21 protein-coding genes and 1 tRNA gene are annotated in these 23019 nt (G+C 67.0%); 14 read left to right on the top strand and 8 right to left on the bottom strand.

Going from position 1 to position 23019, the window contains the following annotated elements:
* The first annotated feature begins 143 nt into the window (after positions 1–143).
* The 4 genes from VGN82_RS10900 (at position 144) to VGN82_RS10885 (ending at position 4400) form a co-directional block, all read left to right on the top strand.
* Entirely contained in the window at positions 144–1229 is a 1086-nt protein-coding gene (locus VGN82_RS10900) for a Kelch repeat-containing protein (protein WP_327527044.1), read from the top strand.
* Positions 1226–1627: a hypothetical protein gene (locus VGN82_RS10895; protein ID WP_327527043.1), complete on the top strand. Its 402-nt coding sequence runs from the start codon at positions 1226–1228 to the stop codon at positions 1625–1627. Before VGN82_RS10900 ends, VGN82_RS10895 begins: the two co-directional genes overlap by 4 nt.
* Before the next feature lie 78 nt (positions 1628–1705).
* A complete protein-coding gene (locus VGN82_RS10890) occupies positions 1706–2425 on the top strand; it encodes a DUF599 domain-containing protein (RefSeq protein WP_327527042.1) in 720 nt (239 codons plus the stop codon).
* A 604-nt stretch (positions 2426–3029) separates the two neighbouring features.
* Positions 3030–4400 carry a peroxidase family protein gene (locus tag VGN82_RS10885; RefSeq protein ID WP_327527041.1) on the top strand — a complete coding sequence of 457 codons (1371 nt, stop codon included), beginning with the start codon at positions 3030–3032 and terminating at the stop codon, positions 4398–4400.
* A 116-nt stretch (positions 4401–4516) separates the two neighbouring features.
* Here VGN82_RS10885 and VGN82_RS10880 read toward each other — a convergent pair whose 3' ends face one another.
* From VGN82_RS10880 to lipB, 3 genes are all read right to left on the bottom strand, one after another.
* Positions 4517–6124, bottom strand: a complete 1608-nt coding sequence (locus VGN82_RS10880; RefSeq protein ID WP_327527040.1) for a carboxyl transferase domain-containing protein — start codon at positions 6122–6124, stop codon at positions 4517–4519.
* A gap of 127 nt (positions 6125–6251) precedes the next feature.
* Positions 6252–6452 (bottom strand): hypothetical protein, encoded by a 201-nt coding sequence (locus tag VGN82_RS10875; protein WP_327527039.1) that lies wholly within the window; start codon positions 6450–6452, stop codon positions 6252–6254.
* Between the two features lie 88 nt (positions 6453–6540).
* Complete coding sequence (gene lipB, locus VGN82_RS10870) at positions 6541–7242, bottom strand: lipoyl(octanoyl) transferase LipB (RefSeq protein WP_327527038.1); 702 nt, start codon at positions 7240–7242, stop codon at positions 6541–6543.
* Positions 7243–7364: 122 nt separating this feature from the next.
* Here lipB and VGN82_RS10865 point away from each other — a divergent pair, with 122 nt between their 5' ends.
* From VGN82_RS10865 to VGN82_RS10840, 6 genes are all read left to right on the top strand, one after another.
* Positions 7365–7634, top strand: a complete 270-nt coding sequence (locus tag VGN82_RS10865) for a FliM/FliN family flagellar motor switch protein (RefSeq protein ID WP_327527037.1) — start codon at positions 7365–7367, stop codon at positions 7632–7634.
* A 100-nt stretch (positions 7635–7734) separates the two neighbouring features.
* Positions 7735–7819: transfer RNA gene (locus VGN82_RS10860), tRNA-Leu, on the top strand.
* A gap of 190 nt (positions 7820–8009) precedes the next feature.
* Positions 8010–9416, top strand: coding sequence for a magnesium transporter (gene mgtE / locus VGN82_RS10855; RefSeq protein WP_327527036.1), 1407 nt, complete (start codon positions 8010–8012; stop codon positions 9414–9416).
* Positions 9417–9525: 109 nt separating this feature from the next.
* Entirely contained in the window at positions 9526–10443 is a 918-nt protein-coding gene (locus VGN82_RS10850) for a glycoside hydrolase family 25 protein (protein WP_327527035.1), read from the top strand.
* Between the two features lie 147 nt (positions 10444–10590).
* Positions 10591–11514: a glycoside hydrolase family 25 protein gene (locus tag VGN82_RS10845; RefSeq protein ID WP_414644264.1), complete on the top strand. Its 924-nt coding sequence runs from the start codon at positions 10591–10593 to the stop codon at positions 11512–11514.
* A gap of 86 nt (positions 11515–11600) precedes the next feature.
* Positions 11601–12617 (top strand): CorA family divalent cation transporter, encoded by a 1017-nt coding sequence (locus tag VGN82_RS10840; RefSeq protein ID WP_327527034.1) that lies wholly within the window; start codon positions 11601–11603, stop codon positions 12615–12617.
* 4 nt (positions 12618–12621) lie between these two features.
* Here VGN82_RS10840 and VGN82_RS10835 read toward each other — a convergent pair whose 3' ends face one another.
* The gene (locus tag VGN82_RS10835; RefSeq protein ID WP_327527033.1) at positions 12622–14235 is read right to left on the bottom strand and encodes a M14 family metallopeptidase; all 1614 of its coding nucleotides are present in this window, start codon (positions 14233–14235) and stop codon (positions 12622–12624) included.
* Positions 14236–14483: 248 nt separating this feature from the next.
* Between VGN82_RS10835 and VGN82_RS10830 the strand changes: the two genes are divergently transcribed.
* Positions 14484–15656 carry an isovaleryl-CoA dehydrogenase gene (locus VGN82_RS10830; protein WP_327527032.1) on the top strand — a complete coding sequence of 391 codons (1173 nt, stop codon included), beginning with the start codon at positions 14484–14486 and terminating at the stop codon, positions 15654–15656.
* Positions 15657–15742: 86 nt separating this feature from the next.
* On the opposite strand, the gene VGN82_RS10825 is transcribed toward VGN82_RS10830, so the two are convergent.
* A complete protein-coding gene (locus VGN82_RS10825) occupies positions 15743–17932 on the bottom strand; it encodes a hypothetical protein (protein WP_327527031.1) in 2190 nt (729 codons plus the stop codon).
* Positions 17929–18708, bottom strand: coding sequence for a CHAP domain-containing protein (locus VGN82_RS10820; protein WP_327527030.1), 780 nt, complete (start codon positions 18706–18708; stop codon positions 17929–17931). Before VGN82_RS10820 ends, VGN82_RS10825 begins: the two co-directional genes overlap by 4 nt.
* Before the next feature lie 180 nt (positions 18709–18888).
* Between VGN82_RS10820 and VGN82_RS10815 the strand changes: the two genes are divergently transcribed.
* Positions 18889–19404 carry a gamma-glutamylcyclotransferase family protein gene (locus VGN82_RS10815; protein ID WP_327527029.1) on the top strand — a complete coding sequence of 172 codons (516 nt, stop codon included), beginning with the start codon at positions 18889–18891 and terminating at the stop codon, positions 19402–19404.
* A gap of 164 nt (positions 19405–19568) precedes the next feature.
* Here VGN82_RS10815 and VGN82_RS10810 read toward each other — a convergent pair whose 3' ends face one another.
* Both VGN82_RS10810 and VGN82_RS10805 read right to left on the bottom strand, forming a co-directional pair.
* Positions 19569–21365 (bottom strand): ABC transporter ATP-binding protein, encoded by a 1797-nt coding sequence (locus VGN82_RS10810; RefSeq protein ID WP_327527028.1) that lies wholly within the window; start codon positions 21363–21365, stop codon positions 19569–19571.
* A 336-nt stretch (positions 21366–21701) separates the two neighbouring features.
* Complete coding sequence (locus VGN82_RS10805) at positions 21702–21875, bottom strand: hypothetical protein (protein WP_327527027.1); 174 nt, start codon at positions 21873–21875, stop codon at positions 21702–21704.
* 152 nt (positions 21876–22027) lie between these two features.
* Here VGN82_RS10805 and VGN82_RS10800 point away from each other — a divergent pair, with 152 nt between their 5' ends.
* Together VGN82_RS10800 and VGN82_RS10795 are read left to right on the top strand one after the other, a co-directional pair.
* Entirely contained in the window at positions 22028–22720 is a 693-nt protein-coding gene (locus tag VGN82_RS10800) for a DUF599 domain-containing protein (protein ID WP_327527026.1), read from the top strand.
* A gap of 31 nt (positions 22721–22751) precedes the next feature.
* Positions 22752–23018 (top strand): DUF3253 domain-containing protein, encoded by a 267-nt coding sequence (locus VGN82_RS10795; RefSeq protein WP_327527025.1) that lies wholly within the window; start codon positions 22752–22754, stop codon positions 23016–23018.
* The last annotated feature ends 1 nt before the right edge of the window (position 23019 follow it).

Here is a 23019-nt window from a genome sequence, read left to right as displayed (position 1 = left end):
GTGGGCCGCGACCATAGCAGCGCCTTCGGCAGACGGAACAGGCTTTCGCGCGCGCCCCCCACGCTTTCATCGCGATCTGTCGCATCCGTGTCTTGCCAACGCGGCATGCCCCCATACTCTCGCGGAAAAATGGGAGAACGCGCATGACCAGCCTGACTCGCCGCCGCCTGCTCGCCACCGCCGGCGCCGCCATCGCCGCCCCCGCTTTGGCCCAGCAGCCCGGACACGAGCACCATGGCGGCCATTACGAGCGGCTGAACCAGCCCGGCCGCATCCAGAAGCCGGAACTGGCAACCAGCCAAAACGTCTTTGACTCCCCCGCGCCGAAGGCCGCGCAGCCCGGCCGCTGGAGCGCGAAGGCGCTCTTGCCCATGCCGCGCTCCGAGATGGCCTGGGCGACGGCCAATGAAGACCGCATGCACATCGTCGGCGGCTATGCCGAGCAGCGCGTCGACCGGCCTTATCACCATGTCTACGAGCCGAAGGCCGATCGCTGGACCGACGCAGCACCGCTGCCGCTCGGCGCCAACCATGTCGGCGTCGCCTTCCTCGACGGCAGGCTTTACGCGATCGGCGGCTTCATCGAGCAGAACCGCAAGCCGCATCCGCGCTGCTTCGTGTGGGATCCGAAGACCGATCGCTGGGCCGAGATCGCCGCCCTGCCCCGCCCGGCCGGCTCCACCGCCGTGGTCGGGCTGAACGGCGTGCTACACGTCATCGGCGGCGCCATCGGCGAGACCACCGAGACCAAGCGCTCGGTCGACTGGCACCTCGTCTACGATCCGAAGACCGACAAGTGGAGCGAGCGCACGCCGATGCCGACGGCGCGCGACCACACCGGCACGCTGGCGATCGGCAACCTGATTCACGTCATCGGCGGCCGCGTCGATAGCTTCCACACCAACTCGAACCTGCACCACGCCTATGACCCGGCGACCGACAAATGGGCGCCGCGCAACCCGCTGCCGACCGCCCGTTCCGGCCATGGCGCCGTGCTCTATCGCGGCAAGGTCTTCGTGATGGGCGGCGAAGGCACCAACCGCGTCTTTGGCCAGATGGAGGCCTATGACCCCGCCAGCGACGGCTGGGAGCAGTATGCCCCGATGCTGACCCCGCGCCACGGCCTCGGTGCGGCGCTCGTCGGCGACGCCATCCACGTCGCCGGCGGCGGACCGATCATGGGCGGGGGCGTGCAGAGCGCCGTGCATGAGGCGTTCGTGCTGGGATGATGCACCGCCCCCTCGCGATCGCGCTGCTCGGCCTTGCGACCAGTCATGCCGCAGCCCAGAGCCCTCTCGCGACGATCAGCGGCAGCCTCTCCTATCCGAGCGACCACATCCCGCAGGACATGCGCATCTGCGCCATCTCGCTGGCGACGCGCGAGGCGCATTGCACGACGCGCAAGACGAAGCGCGGCCGAGCCACGATCTACGAGCTGAAGGTGCCGCCGGGCAGCTACCACGTCCACGCCACGACAGCGGAATGGTCGGGGCCGCCGGCCTACTATTCCGACTTCGTGACCTGCGGCCTCAACGCCAGATGCCCCTCGCACAAGCCGATCGTCGTGACGCTGAAGGCTGGCGAGCGCCGCGACCGGGTCGATCCCGGCGATTGGTATGGGAACTAGACGCGCTTCACCGCTGGTCAAATTCGTCATGACCTTTGGTAAGATCGCTCCCGCGGGACATTGCAGCAGGAGAGATCCATGTTCGGATTGTCGGCATTGGACGTGTTGGCCCTCCTGGTCTTCCTGGCCTGCTGGCTCGGGCTCGCACCGTTCCTGCGCTGGCGCGGCAAGCATTCCAAGATCGTCGCAGCAGCTATGGTCGATCATCGCCGGGCCTGGATGGGCGCACTCCTGAGACGCGACATCCGCATCGGCGACACCGCCATCCTCACGGTCATCACCTCGACCGCAGGCCTTTTCGCCTCGACCTCGGTCATCGTGATCGGCGCACTGCTCGGCGTGCTGTTCAACCTGAATCTCGGTCGGAGCGCGCAGCCACCGGTAGCCAACTGGCTGGCGGTCCCGGCGCCGACTGCGCTCGACATCAAGATCGTGCTGGTGCTCGTCGTCGCCGTCTATGCCTTTCAATCCTTCACCTGGGCGATCCGGCAGGCCAATTTCGCCGGCGTCGTGATCGGCGCGGCCCCTCCGGCCTCCGGCCTCGACGACGCCACCCATGAGCGCCTGTCCATGACGATGGGAAACATCATCACGGGCGTGGCCGAAGCCTATGACCACGGCCTGCGCAGCTACTATTTCGCCCTCGCGGCTGTCACCTGGATCATCAGCCCCGCCCTGCTCCTGCTCGCCTCGCTGGGAACGGTAGCGCTGATCCTTCGGCGGCAGGCGCAGTCGCGGACCGCGCTTGCGCTCCGGGACCTGGCGGCGTTTCGCGCGCCCCCGCCCGGCCCGGTATGAGCCCAGTCGCAGGACGACCGCGCGACCCGGCAGACCAGGTCTTGCCATCCGCCTCGATATGGTCGCGGTGGACGATGACGAGCACGCGCGCCGCCCATCACTGAGATGCGCAAGGTTGGCCAAATGAACAGAAAGGGATCGTGTAGAGGCCCGGCCGCACGTGCCGTGTTTGCCCGCACCGAGGCGACCGCCGTGACCAGCTTCGCCGCGTCCTTGGCGTTACCCGCCTCGAAATCGCGACACACCCAAAAGGAATGCAAGCCAACAGCGCGCCGTGAAACATTGATATACTACGCGAAATAATGAAACCGAGAATGTTTGAAATAAAATAAACCAATGTTAGCAAGTACGTATAATTCTCAGTAAACATAAAATGGCGACTCAACTTCGCCCTCCAATTACATTCGCATCGCACCTCCCGTGACATGGGAGGCCTCACAACCATGGAGGTCTCGCTATGCCGATGCATGGAATTGGTAGCCGACATCCGAAACCGGATTCTCTGAGCTCTCCCGCCAACAAGAATCCCGGACTTTTCGGCAAGCTGTTCAATCTGCAACCACTCGAGGCGAGCGACGACGCCCTTCTCGAGTTGGCCAAGGCCATGAAAGACCTAGCGCGCGCCGACTCGAAGATTCCGGCCGGCTTCACCTATCTTGGCCAGTTCATCGACCACGACATCACCTTCGATCCGACATCCCTTTCCGAAAAGATCGCCGACCCTCAGGGCAAGGAGAATTTCCGGACACCGACCGCCGATCTCGACTCGCTCTATGGCCTCGGCCAGGACGGCTCACCCTTTCTCTACGAGCGGGATCCCGTCGGCCTGCATATCGGCCCAAAGCTGCTGATCGGCACCGCGGCCGAGAGCGCCAAGATCGTCTCGGCGGGCACGATACCCGACCAGGTCGGCCATGATCTGCCGCGCAGCCCCGTCACCGGCATGGCGATCATCAGCGACCCGCGCAACGACGAGAATCTGGTCGTCGCGCAATTGCACGTCGCCCTCATGAATTTCCACAACAAGGTCGTCGACAAGCTGCAGGCGGAAGGCGTGCCGTCCAACGAAGTCTTCGCGAAAGCCCGCGAGCTCGTGACATGGCACTATCAATGGATCGTTCTTCACGAGTTCCTGGAAACGATCACCGGAGAAAGAGGCGTTGCCGAACGCATCATGAAGGCAGGCCGCAAGCACTTTCGCTTCGCGAAATTTCCGTTCATGCCGATCGAATTCGCCGTGGCGGCCTATCGCTTCGGCCACAGCATGGTGCGGCAGGGCTACAGTCACAACTTCGTCTTCCGGCCGGGCGGGGCCACCGTGGCGACCCTGCCATTGCTGTTCGACTTCACCGCGAAATCGGGGCGCATCGTGGGTGCTCTGCAGGCGCCGGCGACACCGCTGCCGCAGCCAGTGCTTCCAAGCAACTGGGTGATCGATTGGCGACGCTTCTTCGATTTCAAGACGCCGCCCGGCACGCCGAACTTCGAGTTCAATTTCGCCCAGCCGATCGATCCATTCGTCGTGGAGGCGCTGCACACCTTGCCTGGCGTGGATCCGGCCACGCCGGGCGCCATCCTGCCGTTCCGCAATCTCAAGCGCGGCGTGATGATGCGCCTGCCATCCGGCCAGGCGGTTGCGAAAAAGATGGGCCTTCCGGCGTTGACTCCCGCGGAAATCGGAGGCGGCGCGAAGCCCGACAGCGTCGTCGCCCGGAAGCACGGCTTCGATAAGGCGACGCCGCTCTGGTACTACATCCTGAAGGAAGCCGAACTGAAGGGTTCGGGCGAGCATCTCGGCCCAGTCGGTGCGACCATCGTCGCCGAAGTCTTCGTCGGCCTCATACAGGGCAATCCCGCATCCTATCTGAGTGCGACGCCCAAGTTTAAGCCCAGCCTCGGCAGCACGCCGGGCAAGTTCGAGATGACCGATCTCCTGACCTTCGCGGGCGTCGTCAATCCCATCGGCGACGCCTGACACGCGGCCCGGCCGCCACAGCGTAAACGGAGGTGGGGAGCGAAGGCTCCCTACCATGCATGGACAAGGACTCCCTCCCGGCCGGACCGGGAGGGGCGGCCCATCGCACCGGCACGTCACATCCGGAACACGCCGAACTTCGTCTCCGGCACTTCGGCGTTGAGGCAGGCGGAAAAGGCCAGCGCCAGCACGCGGCGCGTCTCGGAAGGCAGGATGATGCCATCGTCCCAGAGCCGGGCGGTGGCATAGTAGGGCGAGCCCTCCTGCTCGTAGCGGTCGCGGATCGGCGCCTTGAAGGCCTCCTCCTCCGCACCGGACCAGCTCTTGCCCTCGGCCTCGATGTTGTCGCGGCGGACGGTCGCAAGCACGCTCGCCGCCTGCTCGCCGCCCATCACCGAGATGCGCGAATTCGGCCAGGTGAACAGGAAGCGTGGGCTGTAGGCCCGGCCGCACATGCCGTAATTGCCGGCGCCGAACGAGCCGCCGACCAGCACCGTGATCTTCGGCACGCGCGCCGAGGCCACCGCCGTGACCAGCTTCGCGCCGTCCTTGGCGATGCCGCGCGTCTCGAAATCGCGGCCGACCATGAAGCCGGTGATGTTCTGCAGGAAAAGCAGCGGAATCCGCCGCTGGCAGCACAGCTCGATGAAATGCGCGCCCTTCAGCGCACTCTCCGAAAACAGGATACCGTTGTTCGCGATAATGCCGACGGGCATGCCATGGATCCGCGCGAAGCCCGTGATCAGCGTCGTGCCGTAGAGCTTCTTGAACTCGTCGAACTCGGAGCCGTCGACGAGGCGGGCGATGACCTCGCGGATATCGTATTGCTTCTTCAGGTCGGTCGGAACGACCGCCTCGAGTTCGGCAGGGTCGTAGAGCGGCTCGACGGCCTCGGCCACATCGATATCCGGCCGCTTGACGCTGTTGAGATTGGCGGCAATGCGGCGAGCGATCGCGAGCGCATGGGAGTCGTCGCCGGCATAATGGTCGGCGACGCCGGAAAGCCTCGCATGGACGTCGGCGCCGCCGAGATCCTCCGCCGAGACGACCTCACCGGTCGCCGCCTTCACCAGGGGCGGGCCGCCGAGGAAGATCGTGCCCTGCTGCCGGACGATGACCGTCTCGTCGGACATCGCCGGCACATAGGCGCCGCCTGCGGTGCAGGAGCCCATCACGACCGCAATCTGGGGGATGCCCTCGGCCGAGAGCGTTGCCTGGTTGTAGAAGATCCGGCCGAAATGCTCGCGGTCGGGGAAGACTTCGGTCTGGTGCGGCAGGTTCGCCCCGCCGGAATCGACGAGGTAGATGCAGGGCAGCCGGTTCTCGCGCGCGATCTCCTGCGCGCGCAGATGCTTCTTCACCGTCATCGGGTAGTAGGTGCCGCCCTTGATGGTGGCGTCGTTGCAAACCACCATCACCTCGCGCCCGGCGACGCGGCCGATACCGGCTATCATACCGGCGCCGTGGACATCGCCCTCATACATGCCGAAGGCGGCGAGCGAGCCGATCTCGAGGAAGGCCGAACCCGGATCGAGCAGACGCAGCATCCGCTCACGAGGAAGCAGCTTGCCGCGCCCCGTATGGCGCTCGCGCGATTTGGCATTGCCTCCGAGCGCAGCGGCCGCGCGGCGCCCCTGCAACTCCGAACGCAGTTCGGCCCAGGCAGCGGCGTTAGCGCGCGTCTCGGCCGAATTCAGATCAACCTTGCTCTCGATGATCGGCACGGCGCGCTCCCAGAGGGTGTTTTCTTCACCGGGTTATGGCGCGCCGCGTCGCAAACGCCAACCGGCGGGGATGCTCAGAGGCGGAAGCGCAAATCCGCCATGCCCCGGCTTGCTCGATGTCGCCGAACTATTCCTGCACCTTGCTGATCGAGCCCGTCACGGACGGCCCGGCCACCGCCCCGATCGCGCCGCCGGCGACCGCACCGATTGGCCCGAGCACGATCGCACCGGCGCCGGCTCCCGCCGCCGCCCCGGCAATGCGCGTCTCGGTGTTCGTGCAGGCCGCAAGACACGCAGCGATGCCGGCTGCGAGCATGATTCTGATCATCTCGTCCCTTCCTCTCCGTCTGTCCTGGGGCGGGAGGATGGGCGAGCTTGGTCAACGAGAGGTAAATCGGCGGAACCCGCACCGCCCCTCAGGCGGCGACGGTCTCGCCGAAAATGTGCTCGAACTCGGTGCGCAGCACGACATCGACATCCGCCATCGTCAGCGGCAGGCCGAGATCGACCAGCGAGGTGACGCCGTGGTCGCTGACACCGCAGGGCACGATGCCGTCGAAATGCGAAAGCTCCGGCTCGACATTGAGCGAGATGCCGTGGAACGAGACCCAGCGCCGCACGCGGATGCCGATGGCCGCGATCTTGTCCTCGGCGCCCTCGCCCTTCTCCGGCCGGCGAACCCAGACGCCGACACGGTCCTCGCGGCGCTCGCCGCGGATGTTGAAGCCGTCGAGCGTGGCGATCAGCCAGGATTCGAGCGCCGCGACGAAGCGCCGGAGATCCGGCTCGCGTCGCTTCAGGTCGAGCATGACATAGCCCACGCGCTGGCCCGGGCCGTGATAGGTGAACTGCCCGCCGCGCCCGCTGCGATGCACCGGGAAGCGCTCCGGCGCGATCAGGTCCTCGTCCTTCGCCGAGGTGCCGGCGGTATAGAGCGGCGGGTGCTCGACCAGCCAGACCCGCTCGCGGGCGAGCCCGTCGGCGATCAGGCCGGCGCGCATCTCCATCTCGGCGACGGCTGCGTCGTACCCGACGAGCCCCTCGGCCACGACCCATTCGACAGGCGCGGAGCCGGCCTCGGGCAGGAAATTTTCGACAAGCGCCTCGCGCGTCTTCACTGCGCATTAACCCTGTTGCGACCAACTTCGGGATCGAAGCGGCGGCCAGCCTCATGCCCCCTGGCGGGGAATCAGGCAAGTTTCGTTGGTGGAATTCTGAAGTAGGGTTTCGGAGGCAGGACTTGAAGGCCGATCTCGATCTCGTAGGCGTCGAACTGACGGTGGTGCTCGGCTCCGCCCGGATGCCGATCTACAAGCTGCTGCGCATGGGGCGCGGCGCGATCATCGAGCTCAACGCCAGCGAGACCGACGAGGTCCAGATTCTCGCCAACAATCACCCCTTCGCCAAGGGAATCGTCGTCGTCAACGGCTCGAGGATCGCCGTCGAGATCACGCAGATGCTGAAACGGCCGACGGTCTACACCCTTCAGAGCGTCGCCGCGGCCGCCTGATCGCTTTTCCTTCTCAGGGCACTTGTGGCGACGGATTCGATTTGCTAGACCCGCGCCGCTCCGGAGTTCTCCGCCACCGCGCAGGGATCTTCGAGACGCCGCGGTCATGGCGGAATTGGTAGACGCACTACCTTGAGGTGGTAGCGGGGAGACCCGTGGAGGTTCGAGTCCTCTTGACCGCACCAGATTGTGGGCCTCGGCCCGACGAACGGCGATCCGCAAGGATCGCCGTTCGTGTTTCTGGAACCTGTCCTGCGCAGCTTTCCTCCACGAAAGCGCTTCGTTGCATTGCAACAACGCGAACCCGCTGACACAAGGGCGGCGGGCAGATCGCCGAAACCACCCCTTTCGAATCGCGAATCGCGGAGCGGGCCGATGACGGACACGCACAAGGCTCCCGAAGACACGCTTGAGCGCCCGATTCGCGACGAGGACGGAGCGATCGACGCGGGGCTCGTCGAGCAGGTCTCACAGGCGCTGCTGCTCTCGGACCTGACGACGCTGCGCGCAATCGTCGCCGACATGCACGAGGCCGACCTCGGCGCCCTGCTGGAAGCGCTCGACCCCGAGGAGCGGCCCCGGCTGATCTCGCTGCTGGGCAGCGACTTCGACTTCACCGCCTTGACCGAGGTCGACGACACGATCCGCGAGGAGATCCTGGAGGAACTCTCGGCCGAGACGGTGGCCGAGGGCGTGCGCGACCTCGACACCGACGACGCGGTCTACATCCTCGAAGACCTCGATGAGGCCGACAAGCAGGAGGTTCTCGACAAGCTCCCTCCGGCCGAGCGCATCATCCTGCAGCAGGGCCTCGATTATCCCGAGGACAGCGCCGGACGGCGCATGCAGAGCGAGGTCGTCGCCGTGCCGGCCTTCTGGACCGTCGGCCAGACCATCGATTATCTGCGCGAGGCGGCCGACATGCCGGAGCGCTTCTTCGAGATCTTCGTCGCGGACCCGGCGCACCACTTCGTCGGCACTGTCCGGCTCGACCGATTGCTGCGCACCAAGCGCCCCGTCTCCGTCTCTGAGCTCGTCGACGAGGACAGCCGCGCCGTGAAGGCGACGGACGACATCGAGGACGTGGCCCGACTGTTCCAGCGCTACAACCTCATCGCCGCGCCCGTCATCGACGACGCCGGCCGGCTCGTCGGTGTGATCACCATCGACGACATCGTCGACGTGATCGAGGAAGCGGCCGACGACGACGTCAAGCAGCTCGGCGGCGTGCATGCCGACGAAGAACTGTCGGATTCGGTGCGCGAGGTGGCGCTCGGGCGCTTCCGCTGGCGCTTCATCAGCCTGATCGCCGCCTTCGTCAGCGCATCGGTTATGGCGATGTTCGAGGCGCAGCTCTCCAAGCTCGTGGCGCTGGCCGTGCTCGCACCGATCGTCGCCAGCCAGGGCGGCAATGCCGCGACCCAGACGATGACGGTCGCGGTGCGCGCGCTCGGCACAGGTGACCTCGGAAGCTGGAACATGGGCCGGTTCTTCCGACGCGAGATGATCGTCGGCCTGCTGAACGGCGTCGCCTTCGCGGCGATCACCGGCGTCGTGGCGGCCGTCTGGTTCTCCAGCGTCATGCTCGGCATCGTGATCAGCATGGCGATGGTCCTGACGCTGATCGTCGCCGCACTCGCCGGCGTCGCCGTGCCGCTGGCGCTCGACAAGGCCGGCATCGACCCGGCAATCTCGTCGGGCACCTTCGTCACCACGATCACCGACGTGATCGGCTTCTTCTCCTTCCTCGGCATCGCGACGATGCTGCTGCATCTGGCTTGACGGGCAGGAGGGCCGACCCGCCAGCGGAGCTGACGATTGCGGAAAAACCGGTAACGTAAACCCGTCGTCAAGCTTTCTCCTCAATCTTGCGGCAATGACCGCCCGCCGCATGCAAACCTCATCCTTGGCCCCTCTTGCGCTCGCCGTCGCGATCGCCGCCCTTGGCGGCTGCGTCGCCATGGAAGGGCACTATCCGGCCAAGGGCGATGCGCGCCCCCACCCTGGCGTGGCAGAGGCCCATCGCTACCCGATCCACGGCATCGACATCTCGCGCTGGCAGGGCGACATCGACTGGACCGCGGTCAAGGGCGCCGGCACCCGCTTCGTCTACATGAAGGCGACCGAGGGCGGCGACCATGTCGATCCCGCCTTCCTGCGCAACTGGGATGGCGCGCGCCGCGCCGGCATCCCGCGCGGCGCCTACCACTTCGTCTACTGGTGCCGCCCGGCGCATGAGCAGGCGGTCTGGTTCAAGCAGCATATCCCCAACGATCCCGATGCGCTGCCGCCGGTGCTCGACGTCGAATGGAACGGGCACTCGAAGAGCTGCCCCAAGAAGATCGACCGCGAACTGGCGCTGGAAAAGATTCGGTTGATGCTGACGGAGCTGGAGCAGCTCACCGGCAAGAAGCCGGTGATCTACACCGACATCACCTTCCACAAGGACGTGCTGGAGGGTGAGTTCAACAACTACCCCTACTGGATCCGCTCGACCGCGGCGCTGCCCGAGACGCGCTACGCCAACCGCCCCTGGTCCTTCTGGCAGTTCACGACCACCGGCCGCATTCCCGGCATCAAGGGCGATGTCGATCGCAACGCCTTCTTCGGCAATGACGGCGAGTTCGTCGCCTGGCGGGAGGGCCGCTTCGATATCGGCACGCGCCGCTGGGACAAGGAAAAGGGCGTGCCGCCGAACCCGGGGCCCGAACGGCCTGCCGCGCCGGCCATCGCCAGGATTCCGGGCAGCGTCTCTCCCATGGCGTCCGCCTTCCAGCCGGCCGACCAGGAGATGGCGGCGGCGGACTGATCCTCAGCTTCGGGCACAACGACGCTACGGCACCGTCTCCGGGGTTAACCAAGGCTGAAACAAGCCCGGCGCATTCTCGCAAACTCTAACCGGCCCTTAACCATCCCCTCGGCATCTCGATAGGCGATGCGAGACAAGGAGATGCCGGTGCGACCGAGGATTCTGGAGCGGGCCACGCTCGGTGCGATCGCACTTTGCGGCCTGCTGACCTGTCTGGCCGCTCCTGCCGCCGCCCTCTATCCGAAGAAGAGCGACTCCGCCCCCCATCACGGCGTCCGCGACGCGCGCCGCCAGGCGATCCAGGGCATCGACGTATCGCGCTGGCAGGGCGAGATCGACTGGGCGAAGGTCAAGGATGCCGGCACGCGCTTCGCCTTCATCAAGGCGACCGAAGGCGGCGATCATCTCGATCCCAATTTCAGGCAGAACTGGGCCGGTGCGAAGAGGGCCGGCGTCGCGCGCGGCGCCTATCACTTCGTCTGGTGGTGCCGCCCGGCCAAGGATCAGGTGCGCTGGATAAAGCGCCATATCCCGCGCGATCCCGATGCGCTGCCTCCGGTGCTCGACGTCGAATGGCAGAACGATTCCCAATGCACCCGCAAGGTCTCGCGCGAGGACGCGCTGGAGAAGATGCGGATCATGCTGGCCGCGCTGCACGAGCACACCGGCAAGAAGCCGATCATCTATACCGACATCAACTTCCACGAGGACATCCTCGAGGGCGAGTTCAACGACTATCCCTACTGGCTGCGCTCGACCGCCGCCCCGCTGCGCCACCGCTACAATCGCGAGAAGTGGGAGTTCTGGCAGTTCACGACGACCGGCCGCGTGCCCGGGATCACCGGCGACGTCGACCGCAACGCCTTCTTCGGCAGCGAACGCGAATTCGCCGCCTGGCGGGAGGGGCGTTTCGACATCGGCTCCCGCAAATGGCGCGGCGGCGAACCGAAGGTCCAGGTTGCCGGCCCGCGCGCCCTGCCCACGCCCCCTGCCCGTCTCGTGAACGGCGGCAGCGACGGGCCTCGGCCACCGGGGCGCGTCCCCTCCCGCACGGTGCAGGCGAAGAACTGAGGCGCAGCGCAGGCGCTTCGTCATAAAACCTTCGCGCAGCGCGCGCAGGGCTCGCGGCCGTCCTTTTCCCGACCGGCCACCAGCTCATGACACAAGCCTTCGCCTTCCGGGCCGACGAGCAGTCGAAGACCGGCATCGTCTGGGCCTACCGCTTCGCCGCGGACGGCCGTGCCGAAATCGTCCCGCGCGAGGAAATCCCAACCCTGCCGCCGGAACAGGGCTTCGTCTGGATCCATCTCGACCTCGTCCACAACCGCGCCAAGAGCTGGATCGGCGAGCAATCGCGCCTGCTCTCTCCCACGGCGGAGGAGGTCTTCCTTTCGGGCGAAACCCATCAGCGGCTCGATCACTCGGCCGGGTTGGTCTGGGGCGTCGCCCACGACCTGATCCGGGACGTCGACCGCAACTCCGGCGAGGTGGGCGCGCTCTACTGGATCGTGACCGACCGCTTCGTCATCACCGGCCGGCGCGAGGCGATGCGCTCGACCCGGCTCGTGGCCGAGACCCTGGACCGGGGCGAAAGCGTCGCCAGCACCGCCGACCTCTTCGAGCTCCTGTTTGAGCTCATCATCGACGACGTCACCGATGCGGTCGTCCTCCTGATGGACCAGACCGACAGCGTCGAGGATCTCGTCCTGTCCGACGGCTTCGAGGATGCACCGAGCCGGATCGGCGCGATCAGGCGCACGGCGGTGCGCCTGCACCGGCAGCTCGCCGGGCTGCACCTGCTCCTCCGCCGCTTCGCCGACGGCAACTCCGGACGCGGCGCGCCCGACGCGATGAGGGCTTGTGCAAGCCGTTTGCTGCAAGGGATCGAGGGTCCGCATACCGACGTCCAGTCGGTGCAGGATCGCGCCCGGTTGCTGCAGGACGAGATGGCCGCCCGCAACGCCAGCCAGACCAACCGCCAGCTTTACGCGCTCTCCCTCCTGACCGCGCTCTTTCTGCCCGCCACCTTCATCACCGGGCTCTTCGGCATCAATGTGAAGGGCCTGCCCTGGGTCGAGGCCGATCTCGGCGCCGGCTTCGTCGCGCTCGCCTGCCTCGGCGCCGCGCTGTTGACGCTCCTGCTGCTCAGGCGCCGAGGCGTGATCGGCGGCTGAACCGTCACGGCTTTGCGAGCGCTGCCCCCGGTCGCTCGGTGATGCGCAGAACGTCGAGCACGCCGCCCTCGCTCACCGGAAGCACCTTGTTGGCCGCGAGCCCCGTCTGGCTTTCCGGCTCTAGCATCACCGGCAGCAACGCCGCCAGCGGCTGGTCGAGGCCGATATAGACATCCCCCGGCTCAAGCTGGACCGAGGCCGGTTCGACCACATAGCTGCCCTTCACGATCTGACCGGCGCCGGTATCGTCGCCGCGCCCGTCCTCCTTGGCGCCGAGCTCGACCTTGACGACCCTGTAGCGTTCCCCCGGCACCCTCGCGGCGTTCGCCACCGTCTCAGTCGTCAGCCCCAGCCGCTGCAGGGCCTCGATCGCGGCGGCGGCCTTCGCCGGCAGCACATAGCCGGCCGGACGCGACCGCATCATCGTCGCCTCGATATCGAGGGAGGACAGCCATGTCACCTCGACCTGCCGGTCCTGGCCTGTCACCGGATCGATGAAGGTCAGCAAGCGCTGCTCCGGCCGCTGCCGGGCCGTGACCACGAACGGCGTCCCCGGCTTGATCGCCGTGACCTCGGCCTCCGCCTTGCGTGTGGCAGCGAGGATATCGCCCGGCCGCTGGGCCGCGAGCTTCATGATGGCCTCGGAGGCGACGACATGGGCCTGCACGCGCCGGCCCAGATGCGCCCGGCCGATCCCGACGCCGCGCGTCTCCAGCAGCAGGCTGACCGCATTTCGCAGGCCGGCGATGTTGCGCCCGGTATCCGCGCCGATGCTGCCCATCGCCACGGGCGAGGCCGGATTGGCGCCATCGGTGGTGTGATACCAGTCATAGCTGACGCCGGCCGCCTCGAAGGCCGAGCGCAGCGCCGGCAGCACCACCTCGTCCTGGACCTGCTTCAGGGCCGGCGCGAGATTCGGCACCGTCGCGGCCTGAATCATCCCGTCGATCTTGACCATCCCGCCGGTCTTCTCAACCCAGCGCCCGGCGACGGTAAACTCATGGCAGTCGAGGACGATGTCGGGACGGTAACGGGTGAACAATTCGGCGATCGCCCGGATTTCCGGCGTGCGCAATTGCGTATGGTCGCGGTTGGCATCGATGCCGTTGGCCAGGGCCCGGCGGAAGCGGTCGGCCCCGTCCGGATTGCCGCGCGGGATGATGACGACGTCGATCGCATCGAGCAGGGGCGCGAGGGTGCCGGCGCCGAGCCGCTCCGCCAGCACGAGCATGGCCTCGCCGCCCGCCGGCTCGTTGCCGTGTTGCTGGCCGATCAGCATCACCACTGGCCGCTGCCCCTTGCCGATCGTGTCGAGGCCGTGGCGCGAGAACACCAAAGCGGGCATGTCGCGCCCTTCCTGGCTCTTCGCGACGATCGACAACGTCATTTTCGGTGCGCGGGCCGCCAGCTCCGTCAGGAACCTCATCATCTCGGCCTGGCTGGTGAAATCGGTCTTTCCCGGCGCGAAGGCCGGCGTTGTGAAGGCGATTTGCGGATCGGGATAGCGCTCCGCCACGGCGGGACTCTCGCGATAGGCGCCTTCCGGCTTGAATTGCGCCAGCGCGCCTCCTCCGAGCGCGACGACGAGACCGGCTGCGAGGACATTCCGACCGTTCATGGCGCGCTCCCGCCTGATGATGTGGAAGCGCTACCCTAAATCCGCGCGCGAGGCTTTCGCAATGTCATGCATGCTGCAGCGAGGGAACGCCCTTCGACCAGTCCGGCGAGCGCGTACATCTCGCCTCAGCCATCGCGCCGACACCCAGACGCGCCGGGCGTGCCTGCACACTGACGCAGAGACGCCGGCCCGGCTATAACGGCGTAAAGGGGAGCCTCGCTCCCAACGATCTGCCGGGAGGATCCGCCATGCTCGCCAACGCGCCCCGCCCCTTCAATTTCGACCTCGGCGAGACCGCCGACGCGATCCGTGACGCGGTCCATGGCTTCGCGCAGGAGCAGATCGCCCCGCGCGCCGAGGAGATCGACAAGACGAACCAGTTCCCGCGCGATCTCTGGCCGCAGATGGGCGCTCTCGGCCTGCATGGCATCACGGTGAAGGAAGAGGACGGTGGCGCCGGCCTCGGCTATCTCGAGCATGTCGTCGCGATCGAGGAGGTCTCGCGCGCTTCGGCCTCGGTCGGCCTGTCCTATGGCGCCCATTCCAACCTCTGCATCAACCAGATCGCCCGCAACGGCAACGCGGCGCAGAAGGCGAAGTACCTGCCGAAGCTGATCTCGGGCGAGCATGTCGGCTCGCTCGCCATGTCCGAGCCCGGCGCCGGCTCCGACGTCGTCTCGATGAAAACGCGGGCCGAGAAGAAGGGCGACCGCTATGTCATCACCGGCAACAAGATGTGGATCACCAACGGGCCTATCGCGGAAACGCTGGTGGTCTACGCCAAGACTGACCCGGCGGCCGGCTCGAAGGGCATCACCGCCTTCCTGATCGAGAAGGGCATGAAGGGCTTCTCCACCGCCCAGAAGCTCGACAAGCTCGGCATGCGGGGCTCCGACACCTGCGAGCTCGTCTTCGAGGACTGCGAGGTCCCGGAAGAGAACGTGCTGGGCAGCGTCGGGCGCGGCGTCAACGTGCTGATGTCCGGCCTCGACTATGAGCGTGTCGTGCTCTCTGCCGGACCGCTCGGCATCATGCAGGCGGCAATGGACGTCGTCATGCCCTATGTCCATGAGCGCAAGCAGTTCGGCCAGTCGATCGGCCAGTTCCAGCTGGTCCAGGGCAAGCTCGCCGACATGTACGTGATGATGAACGCCTGCAAGGCCTATGTGTACGCCGTCGCCAAGGCCTGCGACCGCGGCGAGACCACCCGTGAGGACGCCGCCGGCGCGATACTGATCTCGGCCGAGAAGGCGACGCAGATCGCCCTCGACGCGATCCAGCTCCTCGGCGGCAACGGCTACATCAACGACTATCCGACCGGACGCCTGCTGCGCGACGCCAAACTCTACGAGATCGGCGCCGGCACCAGCGAGATCCGGCGCATGCTGATCGGGCGGGAGCTGTTCGAGAAGACGAAGTGACGCTACAAGCCGGCGTGACGGCCCGGCCAGCGTGAAGTGATGCCGCGCGGAGCCGGCACCCCGCTCGACGCCTCGCGCCCCGGCGCTCAGAAGCGGATGCCGCGCTTGCCGATCACGGCGTCGATGCTGGTCAGTTGCCGCGGTGCCGGCAGGCAAGACGGGCAGGCACCCGCCTTGCTCCAGACGCCGATCGCGTTGGGGCCGAAGGCTCCGTCCTTCAGCAGTGCCTCGACAGCCTTCTTCTGGTCGATGCTGATCGCGGGCGCCCGCGTTATCTCGGCCGGCGACAGGACCTCGACCTCCCAGGGGGACGCGGCGGCGGCGCCGAGCGATCCCACGGTGGCGGCGTCCGGCAGGGCCGGCGCCTGCGCCCGTGCGGCCTCCGCGATCGCCGCAGCGGGGCAGGCGGTGCCAGGCCTGCAGCTCTTTGCCGAGATGCTCGCGGCCTTGAGGGCACCGAAATGATCGCCGAGATTGCTCGACGATTGCGCGAAGCTCGTCCAGGCCTGCGGATTCTGCCAGTCCAGTCGCAGCGCTCGCGCCGACACCTCCGCCACGGCAATGTTCAGGGTCTCGTTGGCTTCGACCAGGCTCTTCGCCTGCTCCCTGGCGGCGGCCAGGGCCGTGGCGCCGTCGGCTGCCCCCCCGACCGCCACCAGCGCCGAGGCCTGGGAATAGAAGGACAACGCCTTGGCAATGGTCGCATAGGCGGCTGCATTGGTCCCCAGCCGCGCCTCGGCACTTTCCTGCATGCCCGCGACATGCGCGGCAACGGCGACGCTGCCATCCGCCAATCGTCTTGCCGCGCCGACCTGTTCGATGCTCTCCGCCCGCGCAAGCACGGCCTGGGCCATCTCCGCCATCTCGGCGGCAAGCGTGACACGCTCGCCGGGCGACAGGCGCAGGAGCAGGCGGGGTATTTCGGCCGGAACCTTGCTGACCTGGCCTTCCGCGGCGACGACCGCATCAGACACCGTGCCGGTGTGCTTGATGAGCGCGGAGCCCGCCGCTGACGCGCCTTGCGGTGCGGCAACCGTTCCACCCGTCGGCGCCGCGCCGCTGCCCGCGGCGGCATCGGGCGCGCCGGGATCCGGTCCACGGGTTGCGGCGCCGTCACCCGAAGGCGCCGACGGCGCCGCCGGGGCTGGGGTGGCCCCCGCGGCGGCCGGGCTGACGGGCGTTCGGACGGCGGCCTCCGGGCCCGCGATGAAGTCGTCGACGGTGTCCAGGCTGATCCCGCGGGCATGTGCCAGCTTGAGCAGGCTTGCGATCGCAAACTGCATTTCGGGGCGGCTGCCGTTGCTCACAGCCCGCACGGCGTCGCTCACGAACGGCACGATGTCCGTCAGCTTCGTCATCTCCGCCAGCGTCGCGTCGAAGTCGCGGTCGCGCCGGGCGAACATCGCTCGGCTGTACCCGCCTTTGGGCTGATAGAGGTCGACGGCTCCGCCCATGGCGATATGGGAAGCGAGCATGCAGTAGCCGGAGACGACCGAGACGTCGCCCGTGCGCTCGAGCAGCGCCGAGAATTGCTCGTACCGGCCCAGCACCAGCATCAGTTCGTCGACGCCGGCCCCTCCCGCAGCGTCGGCGGCGGCGTCCTTCTGCTTGGCGACCTCTTGCATGATCCGGGCGAAATTGTCGGCATTCCGGAACAGATCCTTGCCCGCCGCGAACTTGCTGGTGATGCCGACCAGATTGCAGGCGTCGTCGATGATGGGGCTGCCGCTGTCGCCACGGATGTAGGACGGGATGTTGATGATCTCGATCGTCGTCGGACAGGCCAGCGAGCGCACCCCGCCGTCCCGCCCCGGCACCACGATCTCGCGCTTGGAAGCCGCGACGACCACGCGCTTGCTCTGCGACGAAACCACCCTCAGCTTCTCGAAGCTGTCGACGACCCGGAAGCTCGGCGCGTAATGGACCTTTCCGACCGCATCCGGGATATGGACGATGAGGAAGTCCAGCGGGCCGGCCTTGACCGAATTGATCGACGCCAGCGGGATGCGCTGCTGAGGATCGCTCTGCCGGACCAGCGTGAAGCTGGCGAGCGAGGACGTGGCCGCATCGAATTCGAGCGCGTGCTCGTTGAGGATGAAGTTGCCGAGCTTGTCGACGGGCACGGCGAGGCCGCGTTTGAGCGGCGGCGCGGGCGCCGGCCTCGTCTCGACGATGTCGAAGATCCAGTTCGCCGCCGGGCACGCATCGGCCTGCGCCGCCGCCCGCGACGGAACGGCGACAAGTGCGAGCAGCAGCGCGGCGACGAAACGTTTCATCCACGCAACCCCTTGGCGGTCACGAAGGCCGTCAGCGGCTGGCTCGGCGAATTGGCGTTGAAGCGCGAGATGTTGACCTCGCCGCTGTTGTAGCCGCTCTGGTAGCGCTGGTTTCCACCGAGGATGAAAAGGGAGTTGCCGCTCCGGCCGACCAGAAAGGCGACATGCCCGTGCGCGGGATCGCCGGTATTGGTGAAGACGCAAAGATCGCCCGGCTTCGGATCGTCGGTGCGAATGCTGCCCGGCCAGTTCAGGAACGATTGCGAAGCAGCCGATCGTGTCCCCGCCAGCACGTCCGACCCTGCCCGTCCAGTATAGGCGCGGTGCATGCACCAGTTGACGAAGGCGGCGCACCACGGCGTCGTGTCGCCCGCCGGCCGCCGATAGCTCGTCTCGTCGAAGAAGCCGAGTATCACCGGATTGGCCCGCACCGGCCATTCCTGGACATAGCCGGCCCAGTCCGGATCGACCCTGCCGGCACCGACATCAAGGAAGTACTGCGCCACCGCCAGTGGCGTGACCGGGCGCCCGGGCTGCGAGGCCGGTGCACCCGCCAGCACCTTCTTGCCCATCGTCACTTCGCCTTGATACGGCGTCCCGACGCCGGTCGTCGCGACCTCGGACGCCAGGGCCTCCGCGATCGTCGGAACATCCCGCTCCAGGCTCAGCGGCTTCGGCGGCCCGGCGAGATCAGGGATCGCCAGCGCCCGCGAGAGCGGCAGGCCGGATGCGGCAAGAGCAAGCGCAAGGCCGGAAACCGAACGTCTAGTGTGCATCTTTCCCCCCTCGTCCCCTGGGAAACTCGAACGGCTGCAATAAAACCCCTGATATCATCACATTAGTAATCACTACCTTAGGTTGCGTTCTTCGGCAAGCGTTCATCGCCCGTTGATTCCGCGCGGCCGAGCCCGCATGGATGTCCGCCGCCGCCGCGCGCCAGCAAGGACGATCAGCGCATGCCCCTCTACTTCGCCTACGGCCTCAACATGGACCCCGCCGGGATGGCGCAGCGCTGTCCCAATTCGCGGGCGCTCGGCCTGGCCCGCCTGCCGCGCCACCGTTTCATCGTCACCCGCGACGGGTACGCCTCGGTGATCCGCGACCCGCGCGAGGAGGTCCATGGCGTGCTCTGGGACTGCTCGCTCGGCGATGTCCGCGCCCTCGACAAGTTCGAGGAGCTGGCCAGCGGGCTCTACGTCAAGATCAGCCAGCCGGTGATCGTGCCCGGCGGGGCCAAGCGCGCGCTGGTCTATATCGGCCGCTCCGGCGAGGTCGGGAAGGCGAAACCGGGCTATATGGAGACCGTGATCGAAAGCGCGAAACACTGGTCTCTGCCAGAGGGTTATGTAGCCGGCTTGAATCGTTTTCTAAGCAAGCCGAATCTGGATCTGAAGTCGTTCACCCAGGACTCGGGCGAACTGCCGCCGGGGCCTGTGAAGGGCGTGAGGCCGCGGGCGTTGGCACCGAAGTAAGACGCCTTCTTCCTTCCCCCGAATGGGAGAAGTTGGCGCGGAGCGCTGGATGAGGGCCTGCCGTCGCAGCTCTAGGCCCAACGGCTTCGTCGCGCTCCAACGATCAGGCCAGTCCCTCACCCCTGCCCCTCTCCCATCCGGGAGAGGGGTTCCCGCGCGCTGCCCTACACCGCCAGCCCCTTGGCCAGCTCGCTCACCTGCTTCTCGAACAGTGCGCGATAGGCGCCGTTCTCGGCCGTCAGCAGGAGCTCGTGCGGCCCCTCCTCCACCACGCGACCCCGGTCGAACACCAGGATCCGGTCCATCGCGCGGACCGTCGAGAGCCGGTGCGCGATGACGATGGTGGTGCGTCCCTCCATCAAGCGATCCATCGCATCCTGGATCAGCGCCTCCGATTCCGAGTCGAGGCTGGACGTCGCCTCGTCTAGGATCAGGATCGGCGCATCGGCCAGGAAGGCGCGCGCGATCGCGACGCGTTGCCTCTCGCCTCCGGAGAGCTTGACGCCGCGCTCGCCGACGAGCGTCGCGTAGCCTTTCGGCAAGCGCATGATGAACTCATGCGCGTTGGCGAGCCTCGCTGCCTGCTCGATCTGGGCGAGCGAGGCACCGGGTCGGCCATAGGCGATGTTCTCGGCCAGCGAGCGATGGAACAGCACCGGTTCCTGCTGCACGATCGCGATCTGCTGGCGCAGGCTCGCCTGCGTGACACCGGCGATCTCCTGCCCGTCGATCGTGATGCGGCCCGAGGTGACGTCGTAGAGCCGCTGCACCAGCTTGACGAAGGTCGTCTTGCCGGAGCCGGAGCGCCCGACGAGCCCGACCTTCTCGCCGGCCCGGACCGTCAGCGAGAAGTCGCGATAGAGCGGCTCGGCATGCCCGCCATAATGGAAGGTCACGTCCTCGAAGGCGATCTCGCCGGCCGTCACCGCCATGGCTACAGCGCCCTTGCGGTCCGGCACGCCATAGGGCTGGCCGTGCATCGCGACCAGCTCCTCCATGTCGTTCACGGAGCGCTGCAGATTATGGACGTGCTGGCCGACATCGCGCAGATAGCCATGCACCACCGCATAGCTCGTCAGCACGAAGGCGACATCGCCCGGCGTAGCCTGGCCATTGGCCCAGAGCCAGATCACCAGCCCGATCACGGCCGCCCGCAGCACCAGCAATACGAGCTGCTGGGCTGTGCCCGAGGTTGTGCCCCGGACCCAGGTGCGCCGGGTGCGCAGCGCCCATTTCGCCAGCACGCCGGCGGTGCGTGAATCCTCGCGCAGCTCGGCGCCATAGGCCTTCACCACCGGGTTGCAGGAGATCGCGTCGGCGAGCGCCCCGCCGAGGCGGGTATCCCAGCTATTGGCGAGGCGTGCGGCCGGCGCGACATAGTTCAGCGACAGCGCGACCGTCACGCCGACATAGACCAGCGCACCGGCCAGAACGACCAGCCCCATCGCCGGCCAGTGCCAGGCGAGCAGCACCGTCGAGCCGACCAGCACCACGACCGAAGGCAGCAGCGCGATCAGGATCGTGTCGGTCAGCAGGTCGAGCGCCCACATGCCGCGCGTGATCTTGCGCACGGTCGAGCCGGCGAAATTGTTGGCGTGCCAGTCGGTCGAGAAGCGCTGCAGTCGCGCGAAGGCTTCGCTCGCCGTGTCGCCCATCGTGCGCAGCGTCATGCCGGTGATGCCGATAAAGCCGAGATGGCGGAACGCCACGCCACAGGCGCCAAGCATCAGCATCGCGGCGAGCGCCCACAGCGCCGCCTCCCGGGCGGCAGGGCCCTCGCCCGCCACCGCATCGACGAGGCGGCCGGCATAGAGCGGCATGAACAGGTCGGCGACGGTCGCCGCCATCATCGCACCGCCGACAAGGCCGACGGAGCCGGGCCGGCGGGCCCAGTGACGAAAGGTGAAGCCGAGAACGGCCCGGAAGGGTTCGGGCCGCCCGGTACGATCGGGACGGGACATCTGTGATTTCGGCCCGCAGGGGAGCCGACTCCGGATCAGGCTGGAGACGGCGACACGCGCCGGTCTTCAGCGAAAGGACGACAAACGGTGGAGAAAGCTCAGGCGCCGCCTCGGGCGGGCCACGGGCGTGTCCGGCTTAAGCGCGGGACATTCGCGGCAAGGCGAATTTGCGCGGGGAGCTGACGACGATCGTGAATTTCATTCAGCCCTCCCTGTCTCGTGTGTGAGCGAGCGGACAGAATGCCGCAGGATCATCCGGCTGGCAAGCCGGCCGGGCGGATCAGGGCCGGCATGAGGCTTCGTGGCAACAGGAGCGGATGCGCCAGGCCGATGTTCCTACCAGAACAGTGCCAGCAGCCTGATCGCGATGACCAATAGAAAGGCCGCGATGATGGTTCCGAGCACCTGCTGGCGTTTCGCCCGGTTGGGAAACTGCCGCGCCAGCAACCGCCCCAGCGGCTTGCGGAACAGAAAGGCGACGACGGCGAGAACGATCAGGATATGGGACAAGGCAGACTCGGACCGTTCCGGGCGCGGCAAGCACGCCGCTTTCATCGGCAACACCCTTGTCGGCTCGGACGAAGCAGGTCAATCCGGGCGAGCGTCGCGGGAAGCCTTGGCAAGGACGCGGAGGCGACGCAAGCTGCCGGCAGGGGATGGGCATGATCGGATTCGAAAACCTCGACATCATCGGCGTCGTCTTCTTCGCCGCCTCCTGGATCGGCTATCACTACGCCGTCGAGCTGGGCCCGCATGCCGGCAAGAGCCTGAACATGCGGATGAACCTGCGTCGCGCCCGCTGGATCCGCGAGGCGATGACACGCGACAACCGCATCGTCGACACCCAGATCATGAACGGGTTGCAGAACGGCACGGCCTTTTTCGCCTCGACCTCGCTGATCGCGATCGGCGGCACGCTGACCCTGCTGCAATCGACCGATCGTGTCGTCGCGCTGTTCTCAGACCTGCCCTTCGGTACGGCGCCGACCCGCGCCGTCTGGGAACTCAAGGTGATCGGGCTCGCGCTGATCTTCGGCTATGCCTTCTTCAAATTCGCCTGGAGCTATCGGCTGTTCAACTACTGCGTCATCCTGCTGGGTTCGCTGCCGCCGGCCAAGAACCACGAAGCCAAGGACGCCGAGCGCGCCGTCCACGAAGCGACCGAGATGAACATCGCCGGCGGGCGGCACTTCAACCGCGGCCAGCGCGCCTTCTTCTTCGCGCTGGCCTATATGGGCTGGTTCCTTGGGCCGACGACCTTCATCCTCTTCACCGGCGCCGTGCTGGTGGCGATGTACCGGCGCCAATTCGCTTCCGACGCCGCGCGTGTCTTCCGCTATCCCGGCGCGCCTTGACGAATCCCGCGCTCGGGCCTTTCTCGCAGCCATGACTGACCAGACCGAAGCCCTCGAATCCGCGATCCTGACGCTCACCGCAGCGGCCGGCCCCGGCAAGACGGTCTCGCCGGCGGATGCGGCGCGCGCCGTGGGTGGCGACCATCCCGACGGCTGGGGCCCGCTGATGCAACCGATCCGCAAGGTGGCGGTGCGGCTGATGAAGGAGGGCCGGATCGTCATCACCCGCAAGGGGCGGCCCGTCGACCCCGACGATTTCCGTGGCGTCTACCGGCTGAGGTTGCCCGAGGGCGAGTGAA

It is taken from the genome of Allobosea sp. (assembly GCF_035999205.1).
Taxonomy (GTDB): Bacteria; Pseudomonadota; Alphaproteobacteria; order Rhizobiales; family Beijerinckiaceae; genus Allobosea.
This window is presented reverse-complemented; position numbering and strand designations above follow the sequence as displayed.